The organism is Parabacteroides sp. B2-S-102, assembly GCF_023656665.1.
Classification (GTDB): Bacteria; Bacteroidota; Bacteroidia; order Bacteroidales; family Tannerellaceae; genus Parabacteroides; species Parabacteroides distasonis.
Genome location: NZ_JAMOKM010000005.1, coordinates 58,435 through 72,234, shown reverse-complemented (window position 1 = coordinate 72,234; position 13,800 = coordinate 58,435). Strand labels below are relative to the sequence as shown.

General features: G+C 43.0%; 6 protein-coding genes. All 6 read left to right on the top strand.

Going from position 1 to position 13,800, the window contains the following annotated elements; genetic code table 11:
• Positions 1–46: 46 nt before the first annotated feature.
• The 6 genes from NBH07_RS08635 to NBH07_RS08610 all read left to right on the top strand — a co-directional run bounded on the left by NBH07_RS08635 (position 47) and on the right by NBH07_RS08610 (position 13,798).
• Entirely contained in the window at positions 47–2,905 is a 2,859-nt protein-coding gene (locus tag NBH07_RS08635) for a helix-turn-helix and ligand-binding sensor domain-containing protein (protein ID WP_284706082.1), read from the top strand.
• A 334-nt stretch (positions 2,906–3,239) separates the two neighbouring features.
• Positions 3,240–6,281, top strand: a complete 3,042-nt coding sequence (locus NBH07_RS08630; RefSeq protein ID WP_005863650.1) for a SusC/RagA family TonB-linked outer membrane protein — start codon at positions 3,240–3,242, stop codon at positions 6,279–6,281.
• A gap of 24 nt (positions 6,282–6,305) precedes the next feature.
• Positions 6,306–7,802, top strand: a complete 1,497-nt coding sequence (locus NBH07_RS08625; RefSeq protein WP_009016767.1) for a RagB/SusD family nutrient uptake outer membrane protein — start codon at positions 6,306–6,308, stop codon at positions 7,800–7,802.
• A gap of 114 nt (positions 7,803–7,916) precedes the next feature.
• Positions 7,917–10,082, top strand: a complete 2,166-nt coding sequence (locus NBH07_RS08620) for an exo beta-1,2-glucooligosaccharide sophorohydrolase (protein WP_156682754.1) — start codon at positions 7,917–7,919, stop codon at positions 10,080–10,082.
• A gap of 170 nt (positions 10,083–10,252) precedes the next feature.
• Positions 10,253–12,409 (top strand): family 43 glycosylhydrolase, encoded by a 2,157-nt coding sequence (locus NBH07_RS08615; RefSeq protein WP_156682753.1) that lies wholly within the window; start codon positions 10,253–10,255, stop codon positions 12,407–12,409.
• A gap of 9 nt (positions 12,410–12,418) precedes the next feature.
• The gene (locus NBH07_RS08610; protein WP_156682752.1) at positions 12,419–13,798 is read left to right on the top strand and encodes a glucoamylase family protein; all 1,380 of its coding nucleotides are present in this window, start codon (positions 12,419–12,421) and stop codon (positions 13,796–13,798) included.
• The last annotated feature ends 2 nt before the right edge of the window (positions 13,799–13,800 follow it).

Genomic DNA, 13,800 nt, shown 5'->3' with positions numbered 1-13,800 from the left:
TCTGTACTATATAGTGAAGGAGATACTTAAGAGGACGTTGGTTCGTATGTTGATTTGTTGCGTTATTGCCTTGTTATTTTGTATAACGGGGAATGCGAAGGTACCCTATATTCCTAAAATCATCAATTATTCCGTAAGCGATTACAAAGCGGGAAACCAGAATTGGGCCGTCTCCCAAGGTCCGGGAGGAAAGATGTATATTGGGAATAACCGGGGGCTTTTGGTTTTTGACGGTATTCACTGGGATCTTGTGAAATTACCGAATAATCTAGGTGTCCGTGCTTTGTATATATCGAAGGACGGACGTATTTATGTCGGCTCTTTCGAGGAGTTCGGGTATTTTGAGATGGATGATGAGAATGATCTGATTTATCATTCACTCAGTTCGTCTGAGATGAACGTCTATCTGAATAATGATGAGTTCTGGACGATTAATGAATATAAGGGTGAGATTTATTTTCAATCATTCCGGAGCTTTTTTATTTATGACGGGGAAAAAGTAAGAAAAGGTGTATCCGACCTGTCTCCATTGTATATTTTCACATTAGACGATCATCTATACGTTCAGTTCATGGAGGGAGGAAGCTTTTGTCGAATGGATGACGGCCAGTTTACAGAGTTACTATCGAAAAAGGTTTTGGAGGATGATGTGGTTTCGGTCTTGCCATTTGATCATCAGCTATTATTGGTCTCGGCTCGTAGTGGATGTTTTATCTATGATGAGGTGCGTAAAAAATTGTCTGTGTGGAATACACCAGCCAATGAGATATTAAAGGAAGGGATCGCAAACCGGGGAGTCATGATGAAAGATTCTACTTTTATTGTGGGTACGATTTCTAATGGGGTTGTAGCGATTAATAAGCAGGGGGAAACTTTGTGGCATATCAACAGGGAGAATGGCTTGATTAATAATACGGTATTGAGAGTATTTGCTGATAATTCGGATAATTTATGGGTTACATTGGATAATGGTATCGCGCAGATACATGTGAATTCTCCGATCTATTTTTATGAACCGCTTGAGGCCCAGATTGGTATGGTGCATGATATGGTGATAGAGAAGGGTATTGTTTATTTAGCTACGAACCAAGGTCTTTATGCGTTATCTGAGAATGATAGTTATCCAACCTTGATTCCCGGTACTCAAGAACAGACATGGTATATCTCCGATGTCGGAAATCAACTGATTGCCGGACATAATACAGGTACCTTACAGCTAGAGGGCCGAAAAGCTACTCAGATACCGGGGCCCAATGGAGGGGGTACCGCATTACGTAAGACAATTATCCATGGAAAGGAAGTTTTACTCCAGATGTCTTACCGTCTACTCAGTGTTTTCACCCGGGATATGGTTACTAATCGTTGGAAATTTAGCCATAATGTAGAAGGATTCTCTAATTTGATCAAATCGTTTGAGGTTGACCCTACCGGCAATATATGGGCTAGCCATATGTATAAAGGTATCTATCGTCTTCGCTTGAATGAGGATTTGAGGAGTGTGAAAGAGATGGAGTATATCGGAAAACTGGAGGAAGGTAATGAGAGTGGTACGATTAATGTAATGAAATTACGCGGACGTATTGTTTTCTCGGATGGGAGTAAGTTTTATACTTATGAGGATTTGACTGGAAAGATCGTTCCTTATGATTTGTTGAATGAGGATTTTCCCGAGTTAAGCGATACCTATCGAGTTGTTTCCTTGAATAATGATTTATATTGTTTTATCCGGAATTCGGAATATGTATTGTTAGGATATGAGTCCGGGCGATTCCAGTTAAAACAGCGTATTCCTTTTACTTTGTTTGATAATCCGACCATAGAGGATAGGGGAAATATTTATGTGGCTTCCGACGGGACGTCTTATTTTTGTCTAAACGGGGGGATCGCTCGTTATGACAGATACCGGAATTATGTGGATACGACTCGAGTTCCATTGAGTTTGTCGCAAGTAAGAGCTTATAATCGGCACGAAAATGAGTTCGCTCCGCTCCCTTGCAAGGGAGCGGACGCACCGGAAGCTGGTGCGTCCGCATTGAGTTATAGTTATAATACAATCCTTTTCAAGTTTTCGTATCCGGATTTTACGGGGCGCCGTTTCCTGATCTATTATAAATTGGACGGATTTGATAATGAATGGATAGAAGGCACCAGTAATTTTCAACGGACTTATTCTAATTTACCCTATGGTAATTTTGTGTTACATGCGGTTGTGAAAGACGATCGAGGAAAAGAGCTATCTTCTCTGTCTTATCCATTCAAGATCGAACGTCCATTTTATAGCTCTTGGTGGGCGCTGATCATCTATTTTGCTTTGTTTTTATGTATACTGGTCGTATTAGTGAGAATGTATACGATGTGGATTGTCATGCGTGAGAAAAAAGTTAACGAGGAGCAAAAGAGATTGCAAGAAGAGCAATTGAGGGCGCAAGAGCAATTAATTGTCAAGCTAGAGAATGAAAAATTAGAAAATGACCTTACTTATAAGAGTAAGGAATTAGCCAGTGCTACTTTGTCTGTTATCTCTCATAATGATTTCCTTGAAGGTCTAAAAAAGGAAATACAAGCTCAACAATTATCAGGAAGTTATACGAAACGATTCTTCGATAAGCTCATCCGCATGATCGAAGAGAATATATCAGGCGAGGATGAATGGGCCATTTTCCAGACTAATTTCGATCGTATCCACGAAAAGTTCTTTACGAATCTAAAAGAGCGGTATCCCGATTTGACTCCGGGCGATTTACGATTATGCGCTTTATTACGTTTGAATATGCCAACTAAGGATATGGCTCGTATGCAAAATCTTTCCGTACGTGGTATCGAGGCGGCGCGCTATCGATTGCGTAAAAAACTAAATCTACCGGAGGGGCAAAGCTTGGTAGATTTCATGATCCAGTTCCACTAAGAAATTTCATAGTTATGAATGAAAAATATCATAACTATGAAATAAGAAAATCATAACTATGAGTTTTCCTTGTCATTTTTGTGTTCCCATATTTAGTGAGATGTGTTTAATAACATATAATGTTCTCCTTTTGAATTAACAAATGTATTATAACTGAAAATAAGATAATTAATATGTATTGCAGTAGTATAAAAGTAGTAATTTTCTGCTTGCGCAAGGCTTGCAGTAGTGTTGAAGTATACAAAAATTTGCCCTTTTTTAGGTTTGGGTGTTCATTTGCTTCAAATTTAATAATGAGTGTAAAAACAAATGTTCAACTTTAAAACTAGAATGAATGAAAGCTAAATTAATGCTTTGTTTATGCCTGTTACTTGCCGCGACAACAATGTTTGCGCAGAATCTGACAGTTACTGGTGTGGTAACTGAAAAGGCCACAGGATACCCGGCTATCGGGGTGAGTGTTTTGGTTAAGGGTACGACTAACGGTACCATAACCTCTATGGATGGAGACTATACTTTGAGTAATGTTCCCAAGAATGCGACTTTAGTATTTAGTTATGTAGGTATGACTACACAAGAAGTTCCGGTTAACGGACAGACTGTAGTAAATGTTCTTATGAGTGAGGATACGCAAAACTTGGAAGAGGTTGTCGTTATCGGTTATGGTACGAGTAAGGCTAAGGATTTGACAGCTCCAATTGCCGTGATCAAGGCTGATGAGATTACGAAACATGCGACATCATCTCCGATGAGTGCTTTGCAAGGAAAAGTGCCGGGTGTGCAGATTACGAATAGTGGCCAGCCAGGTTCCGGTCCTTCCGTACGTATTCGTGGTATCGGTTCTATGAATACGGATAGCCAACCTTTGTATGTTGTAGATGGAATGTTCTTTGATAATATTGATTTTTTGAATAATAGTGATATTCAAGATTTGTCTATTTTGAAAGATGCTTCTGCCGCTTCTATTTATGGTGTACGTGCGGCGAATGGCGTAGTCTTGGTTACGACAAAGAAAGGTGCGTTGAATCGTCCTGCTACGGTTACTTATGATGGTTATGTTGGCTTTCAAAAGGCTACGAATGTATTGAAAATGGCTAATAGTGAGCAATATGCGACTATGATCAGTGAGATGGGTAATGAAACCTTACAGGCTGTTGTAAATAACGCTAAAAATGTTTGGGGAACACTTCCGAATACAAACTGGTATGATGAGATCTTACATACAGCTTTAACTCACAACCATTCTTTAGACATTTCTGGAGGTACTGAAAAAGCTACTTATTCTGTGGGTACCTCTTATTTGTATCAAGATGGTATCTTGGATTCTAAAAATGATTACTCTCGTTTCAATTTGCGTACGAAAGCGGATTATAAGGCTTTTGATTGGTTGAAAGTAGGAGCTAACGTTGTTTTGAGCAACTCTACGCAAAACTTGCCAAACGGCGAGGTTTGGTTAGCAGCTTTCCGTACACCGGGTATTATTCCTGTATATGATGAAAATAGCTCCTTGAATCCGTATCCTACGAAATATGGTTCTCCTGCCCAAATCGGTTTGAGTGAGTATTACTACAATCCGGTTGCTCAAGCGGAGTATTATGATTCTAAAAATTCAATGTTGCGCGTAATGCCTTCTTTCTATGCGCAATTCGACTTCTTGCCGGAGAATAAGTTATTCTTTAAAACGGCTTATAGTCAAGATATCAATGTTATCCAGACAAGAGCTTATACTCCAGAATTTTTGGTTGGTGGAACTCAGTTGAATTCGACTCCCCTTTTGAATAAGAAGAATGATATTTATCACAGTTGGATTTTAGATAATACATTGACCTATACAGATACGTTCGGTGATCATGGTTTAACCGCGATGTTGGGTCAATCCGTACGTGAAGAGAACTGGCGTAACCTATGGGGAGAAGCTACAGGTGTTCCGGGCGGACACGAGGAATATTACTATTTGAATCAAGGTAATGCGGATGGACGTAAAACTGGCGATGACGGTACGACTTATCGTGGTGTTTCTTGGTTCGGTCGTGTATCTTATGATTATAAAGGCAAATATTTATTGTCTGCTACAATGCGTGCTGATGGTTCTTCCAAATACCAAGAGAAATGGGGTTATTTCCCTTCTGTAGGTGCTGCTTGGAATATTTCAGAAGAAGGATTCATGAAAGATCAGAAATGGGTTGATTATCTGAAATTACGTGCGAGCTGGGGTAAGTTAGGTAACGATAAGGTTGCGGCTAGTGATGGTTTCGCTTCCATTACGCAAGATATGGGTACCTCTGGTATATTTGGAGGAAGCGCTGTTCCTGGTTATACGAACTTGGTTTATTTTAGTTGGTTAGGTTGGGAAGTCGTGAATGAGACGAACGTCGGTTTAGATTTTCGTACGTTGAATAGCCGTTTGACAATAGAGGCAGACTGGTATTATCGTTTGACTCAAAATGCCGTGATCGATGCTCCTCTGCCAATGGGTGCCGGTAACTTATTAGGTAACAGAGGTGAGATTTTGAATACAGGTGTTGAGTTGTCTTTTAACTGGGCTGATAAGATCGGTAAAGATTTCTCTTACTACATTGGAGCAAACTTGACAACCTTGCACAATGAGGTAAAAGATTTGAATGGTTTATCTTATTTATATGGTGGTTCTGCGGAGTTCCGTACGATTTCTCAAGTTGGTGGTGAGTTGAATGCTTACTATGGATATGATATTGAGGGTGTTTATCAGAATGCCGCAGAGATCGCTGCAGATCCGATTGCTGTAGCAAATGGTTTGGAGCCCGGAGATTTCAAGTATGTTGACCAAAATAAGGATGGTAAGATTGATAATAAAGACCGTGTAACATTGGGTTCTTATATCCCGAACTTCAATTACGGTATCAACTTAGGATTCTCTTACAAGAATTTCGATTTCTCTATGGTTATGCAAGGTGTAGCTGGAAACCAGATCGTAAACCGTAAACGTGGTGACCGCCGTTGGCACTCTGAATTGAACTATGACTTAGATCAGTTCGAGAATCGTTGGACAGGTGAGGGCTCTACTAACGAATATATGTCTGCGAAAGGTTCTGTAAAACCTTGGAATATCTCTAACTTTAACTCATTCTATGTAGAAGATGGTTCTTATTTCCGTATTCAGAATGTACAAGTTGCTTATACATTCCCGAAGAAAGACTTTGGAAAATTCAAGATGCCGAGCATTCGTTTGAGCTTGACTGCTGATCGTCCTTTGACTGTTTTCAAGGCAAACAGCTTCAGCCCAGAGTTGGGTAGTAAGAACGAGAAAGGTGAGATAGCATCTTCTTCTTATGGATTTGATGAGCGTGTATATCCTTTAGCATCTTCTTATACGTTAGGTCTTCGTATTATTTATTAATCTTTAAATGCTAATCAAAAGTATATGAAAAATATATTAAAAAAACAGATTTTATGGGCTATCCCTTTAGCCTTTTCATTGCTGACATCCAGTTGTAGTGATTACTTGGATAAGCTTCCAGAGAATACTGTAGAGGTAGAGGGTATTGATTATACGAATAAATCGAATATGTATATGCCTGTTTCCGGTGTATATGCGACCGCTCGTGGTTATCTGGGGTCTTGGTCCTCGTATGGATGTATCATAGTTCGCGGTGACGATGTGAATAAAGGAGGATCTCCTACGGACCAGATTGAGTATGAGTATGCTAGTAAATTCCAGTATGATCGTTTGACTACTTTCTGGGCATTAAGTGGCCTTTGGGGAAACTGCTATTATGTTGTCTCTACTTCTAATTCAGCATTGGAGTCTTTAGAGAATTACGCTAAACATTTGACGAGTGAGTCAGACAAGCAATTAAACGCTCAATATGCTGCTGAAGTTCGCTTTTTCCGAGCATATGCTTATTTCCAGTTGGTAAATTTATTTGGCGATGTGCCTCTTTTATTAGACAATCAAGAACTGAATGTATTCAAGAATACGAAAGAGGATGTAAAGAAGTACATTTATGACGAGTTGGATTATTGTATAGCAAACTTACCGGCTATTCGTCCGAATGAGTCTGAGCATCCGGGAGCGGTTACAAAATATACCGCTGAGATGTTGAAAGCGAAACAGAAGATGTATGATAATGAATGGGATGAGGTATTGGCCTTGACCGAGGATATCGTCAATAGCGGAAAGTTTGAGTTGTATAATGACTTCTATGAGTTGTTTAAGATTCCGGGAAAATTGTGTAATGAGTCTTTGCTAGAGTATCAATTTACTGACTTTGGAAATGGAAGTGGTGATATCGTTTCTTCTGACAACTGGTTTGCGTTCCAAGGTCCTCGTGGAGAGGCTCCTATCTCTGGATGGGCATTTATTGAGCCGACTGAGAAAATCCGTAATTTATTCTCTAAACGTGGTGAAGCGGTTCGTGCGGAAACAACGTTCCTCATGACGGATGCCACTACTCGTGACGGTGATTATATTCCTGTCGCTCAACCGGGTGAACCGACTGCTTATAATGGAAAGGCTTATACACCGGCTAATCAAATGACTCCGGGACGTACTGGATATGGCGATAATAATAATATCCGTGTATTCCGTTATGCTGATGTGTTGTTAATGAACGCTGAGGCTAAAGTTCGTAAGGGACAAAATGGAGACGCTCCATTAAACTTGGTTCGCGAACGTGCTGGTTTAGCTCCGATTGCAAATGCGACTTTGGATCAAATTCTGGAAGAGCGTCAAGTTGAGTTGGCATTGGAATGGGGCGAACGTTTCTTCGATTTAGTCCGTACGGACAGAGCCACTAAAGAACTTCCGGGTTTTGTGAAAGGAGAAAGCGAATATTATCCGATACCACAGGATCAAATTGACTTGAATCCTAACTTAGAAGCTGAGCCTGTGCCTTTTGAGCCGGAAGTAACAGAGTAATATAAGATTCTCATTATTTACTAGACCTTTGTAGTTTGGCAAGGCGGTGTCAACCCGTTTGGCACCGCCTATTTTATCTCAAATCATATCTTTATTTATATAAATATCAGCATCATGAAACACATCGCATTACTAACTACTCTCTTATTATCCGCCAGCTTGCAAGCGGTGGAGAAACCTTACGACTATGTTTTCTTCGAGAATAGCTTGATGAAAGGGGATTACTTTTATTCTCAAGCGAAATATACCTCACCTTCTTGGATTAAAAATGCGAGACATCATCTTCCAGTTGCCGGCTCTGTCGCTTTTACTCCCGGCAATTCCTTGGAGCTTACCTATGTATCCGCTCCCGGTGGAGATTGGTATAGCGAGATACAATATTGCCCGGTCCGTGGCAATGACTTCTTTCGTGAGCCCTCTACGCTCTCTTTACAAGTACAACTGAGAGAGAGCATGAATGCTGCCGCTCTTCCCAATATCGCTATTCGTTATGCGGACAGCACGTATACCCAATACCTAAACCTGAGAAATTATCTGAAAGATACACGTCCCGGCGTATGGCATTCCGTATCCATTCCTTTGAAGGATTTCGGATTAAACGCCGTGAACGATACGAACATCAAGAAATTAGCGGCTGTAGCCCTTCGTCCCGGTACGGCCGATGGAAACGAATATACGATTTATCTGGACGATATAGAGCTTTTGCCGGCTTCCCTCCCGTCGGTAAGTGCCTTAAACGCTCCGGTCTTGCAGGAAGCCAAGGCGTATGAGCGTCATATCGATATCAAATGGATTCCTCAATCGAAGGAGGATATAAAATACTATCGCATTTACCGTTCTTTCGACGGGATCACTTACCAGCCGGTCGCTGTCCGCCGCCCTTGGATGAATCGTTATACTGATTTCTTGGGAGAGGTTGGTAAAAAGGCTTATTATAAGGTGACGGCCGTGGATTATGCGCTGAATGAATCCAATGATTCCCAGACAGTCTCGGCCACTACCTATCCAATGACGGACGAGCAATTGCTGGATATGGTACAGGAAGCGAACTTCCGTTATTATTGGGAGGGAGCGGAGCCGAACAGCGGTCTTGCCCGTGAGAATATTCCCGGACGGAATGATATGATCGCTACCGGGGCTTCCGGCTTCGGTATCATGGCGATCGTGGCGGGTATCGAAAGGGGATTTATCACCCGGGAAGAGGGCGTACAGCGTTTCTTGAAAATCACTTCTTTCTTGGAGAAAGCGGATAAATTCCATGGGGCGGTCTCTCACTTTATCGATGGGACAACCGGGAAGACAGTCGCTTTCTTCGGCCCGAAAGATAATGGAGGTGATTTGGTGGAGACCTCTTTCTTATTCCAAGGGCTGTTAACGGCTCGTCAATATTTCAACCAAGAGAATGACAAGGAGAAACAAATCCGTAAGAGCATCGATAATCTATGGAAAAACGTGGAATGGAGCTGGTATAAGCAATTTAAGGACAGCCCATATCTATATTGGCACTGGTCTCCAGATCAGGCGTGGGTGATCAATCATAAATTGATCGGCTGGAATGAGACCATGATTACCTATATGTTGGCTATCATGGGGCCGAAATACGGAATCTCTCCGGAGATGTATTATAGCGGCTGGGCCAGCCAAGAGGAGTATGCGCAAGAATACCGTGCCGATTGGGGGCGTGTAGAAGATGGTAAGATGTATACGAATGGCAATACTTATTATGGGGAGAACTTGAAAGTAGGTGTCTCTAATGGAGGTCCTCTTTTCTTTATCCATTACTCCTATCTCGGGCTGGACCCACATAAGTTCACGGATAAGTACACGAATTATTTCGAGAACAACCAGAAAATGGCAAAGATCAATCAACGGTATTGTATCGAGAATCAAGGGGGGTATGTTGGTTATGGAGAAGATTGTTGGGGATTAACCGCCAGCGATTTCGCTTGGAACTATCAAGCTCAGGAGCCGATGCCGCACAGGGATAACGGAACGATGGCACCTACGGGCGCTCTGGCTTCTTTCCCTTATACGCCGGACGCTTCCATGAAAGCCTTGCGGAATTATTATCGTAACCACGGCAGCTTCTTATGGGGTGAGTACGGTTTCCGGGATGCTTTCAACTTGACTGTAAATTGGGTATCTCCCTTATTTATGGGATTGAATCAAGCACCTGTAACGGTTATGGTCGAGAATTATCGTACGAATCTGTTGTGGAACCTTTTCATGAGTCATCCGGATGTCCAGAAAGGTATCCAAAGCATAGAATCCCTAAAATGATAACATCCAGTTGTAGAGACGGGGCACGCCCCGTCTCTACAACTAGATACAATAACTAATTATAATATAATATGGTGATTCACAAATATATAAATAAGCTTGTCAACTCTTTTGAAAAACATGTACGTGTTTTCCGAAAAGCATGTACGTGTTTCAGCGAAAACATGTACGTGTTTTGGGCAAAATATGTAGGGACTTATATCGCCCCTTTAAAAATATACAATAAGTATATTCTCATATCACTTCTTTTTTCCATCTTTGTGATTCCTCCAACAGCCGCTCAAGTAAACGAGCGGGGAGATTCCGTGATCGTGATCAAGGGGCAGGTAAGTGATTACTATATTACCGTATCCCAAAAACATTTTCTGGAAGGTACGATTACCGGACCGGACGGCAAGCCCTTGGAAGGCGCTACGGTGATGTTCACGGCCAGCCCGGTTCATTATACCACCGATGCGACAGGCTATTATAAGATACAAGCAAGCCGCTACGATCATGAGTTATTCGTGTATTATCCGGGGATGAAGTACGCTTATCGCACCTTTGGCGATAACGATACGAAAATAGATATCCGGATGGAGGCCGATCCTCGTGATGTACGGGTAAAAGCTCCTCAGCAAGCCACCCGCTGGTTCGACGCTACGGCCGATCATCCCTCTACCTATTGCAACCCGATGAATTTGAGCTACTGCTTCCGGGCGAATCTGCCGGATTTGGTGAAGAATGGCTCTTTCCGCTCTACGGCCGATCCGATGATGGTCATGTATAAAGGGGAATATTTCCTTTTCGCCACGAACCAAGCCGGATTCTATTATTCCAAGGACTTGAGTAATTGGGAGTTCGTATTCGCCGGTTTCCAACGTTATCCGGAAGATGACGACTTGTGCGCTCCGGCGGCTTTCGTAAGTGGAGATACCTTGTTCTATACCGGTTCTACCTATGCGGGATTGCCTATTTGGTATAGTACGAACCCGAAAAGCGGAAAGTTCAAGCGGTATGTGGAGAAAACGGCTCTTCCTAGCTGGGACCCGGCATTTTTGCTGGATGATGACGGACGTTTGTATATGTACTATGGTTCAAGTAATGAGTTCGCTTTGAAGGGAGTGGAATTGGATCGCCGTGATTTCCATCCGATTAGCAAGATCCAAGAGATCATGATGCTGCGCCCGGAAGAACACGGATGGGAACGTTTCGGGATGAACAATGACGATAGTACGACTTTAGCGCCTTTTACGGAAGGAGCTTTCGTGACCAAGCATAACGGTAAATATTATTTCCAATACGGTGCGCCGGGAACGGAGTTCAAGGTCTATGCGGATGGTGTCTATGTATCCGACAAGCCGATGGGCCCGTTCACCTACCAGAAACATAACCCGATGAGCTATAAACCGGGAGGTTTCGTACAAGGTGCCGGTCATGGTGGTACTTTCGAGGATGCGTATGGCAATTACTGGCATGTGGCTACTTGCATGCTTTCTTTGAAATATAAGTTTGAGCGTCGTATCGGTTTGTACCCTACGGCATTCGATAAGGATGGCGTGATGTATTCGAACACCGCTTTCGGGGACTATCCTTTGCTTACGCCGAAAGGGAAGGTAGATGATATCGCGAATACGTTTTCCGGTTGGATGTTGCTATCGTATGGAAAACCGGTGATGGCCTCTTCCATGGATAGTACGTTAGTACCAGAGAATGTAACGGATGAGAGCATGCGTACTTTCTGGTCCGCCCGCTCGGGAGAACCGGGTGAATGGCTCCAGATCTCTTTAGAGGGATTGAAAGAGGTACGTGCGATCCAGTTGAACTATTACGAGCATAGAGCCGTACAGCATAATAAGGCGATGGACTTGTATCATCAATATCGTATTTATCATTCTATAGATGGACAAAATTGGGAATTGGTAGTCGATAAGAGCGATAACGACAAGGACGTTCCGCACGACTATATCGAGTTACGTGAGCCTTTGAAAACCCGTTATTTGAAAATAGTGAACGAACATGTGCCTTCGGGCAACTTCGCTATGTCTGGATTTCGTATTTTTGGAAATGGTTTGGGAGAAGCTCCCGCCGCCGTTAAGAACTTAAAGGTGGAACGCTCAAAAGCGGATAAGCGGAATGCGATGATCACTTGGGAGCCGGTAAAAGAGGCGTACGCTTACAATATCTATTATGGTATAGCGCCGGATAAATTGTACAACAGTATCACGGTACTGGGAGATACGATGTACGATTTCAGGGGCTTGGATAAGGATACGGACTATTATTTCTCGATCGAGGCATTGGGAGAGAGCGGCCGTTCACCGATGAGTAAAGTATTGAGACGATAACTATTTTAAATGTATATATCTATGAATACCTATTTCCGTACAGGCGTTGTTACCCTGTTGCTTGGCTTTTCGTTGACCGCTTGTCATGAGGCCAAGAAAAGTGACACATCCGCAGAGTCTACGGCCAATGAGCGTAAGTTGGATTTTCAGTCGGATGATGAATTCTTGACCTATATACAAAAGGCTCACTTTAATTATATGTGGGAAGGTGCGGAGCCTACCTCCGGACTGGCCTGTGAGCGTATCCATACGGATGGCGTGTATCCTGAGAACGACGCTGATATCGTGACCACCGGAGGTAGTGGTTTTGGCATCGCCGGGCTGTTGGTAGGTATTGAGCGTGGCTTTATCACCCGTGAGGAAGGTGTGGTTCGTTTTCATCAAATCGCTGATTACTTGGCGAAGGCCGATCGTTTCCATGGGGTCTGGCCTCACTGGATGCATGGACCTACGGGTAAGGTAAAGCCTTTCGGCCAGAAGGATAACGGAGGCGATTTGGTAGAGAGCGCTTTCTTAATGCAAGGTCTCTTATGCGTACGCCAATATTTCAAGGATGGTAATGAGAGCGAGAAAGCGTTGGCCGCGAAGATTGACCAGCTATGGCGTGAGATGGAATGGACCTGGTATTTGAACGGGCAGGATGTATTGTATTGGCATTGGAGCCCGAATTACGCATGGGAGATGAATTTTCCTTTGGAAGGTTACAATGAATGTCTGATTACTTATATTTTGGCGGCGTCTTCGCCTACGTATCCGATCCCGGCTTCCGCTTATCATAACGGATGGGCTCGTAAAGGAGGGATCAAGAGCGATGCGGTCGCTTACGATTTACCTTTGATCTTGAAACATAATTATGCCGAGGAGTACGGCGGCCCGTTGTTTTGGGCGCATTATTCTTATATCGGCCTATGTCCGGTAGGCTTGTCGGATCGATACGCTAACTACTGGGACTTGAACCGGAATCACGTCTTGATCGATTACCGTTATTGCGCGGAGAATCCGAAGGGCTTCAAGGGATATAGCGACGCTTGCTGGGGATTGACCGCCAGTTATTCCGTGAAAGGCTATAACGCGCATATGCCCTCCAACGATCATGGGGTAATTACGCCGACAGCCGCCTTGAGCAGTTATCCGTATACACCGGAGGAATCCTCGAAGGCATTGAAGCATTTCTATTTCAATCTGGGAGATAGCATCTGGGGTAAGTATGGTTTTTACGACGCTTTCAGTGAAGGCGAGAATTGGTATCCGCGTCGTTATCTGGCGATAGACCAATGTACGATCGCACCGATGATCGAGAATTACCGTACGGGCCTTCTGTGGCGTTTGTTTATGAGCTGTCCGGAAATTCAAGACGGTTTGAAAAAGTTGGGTTTCTCTATTCAATGAAA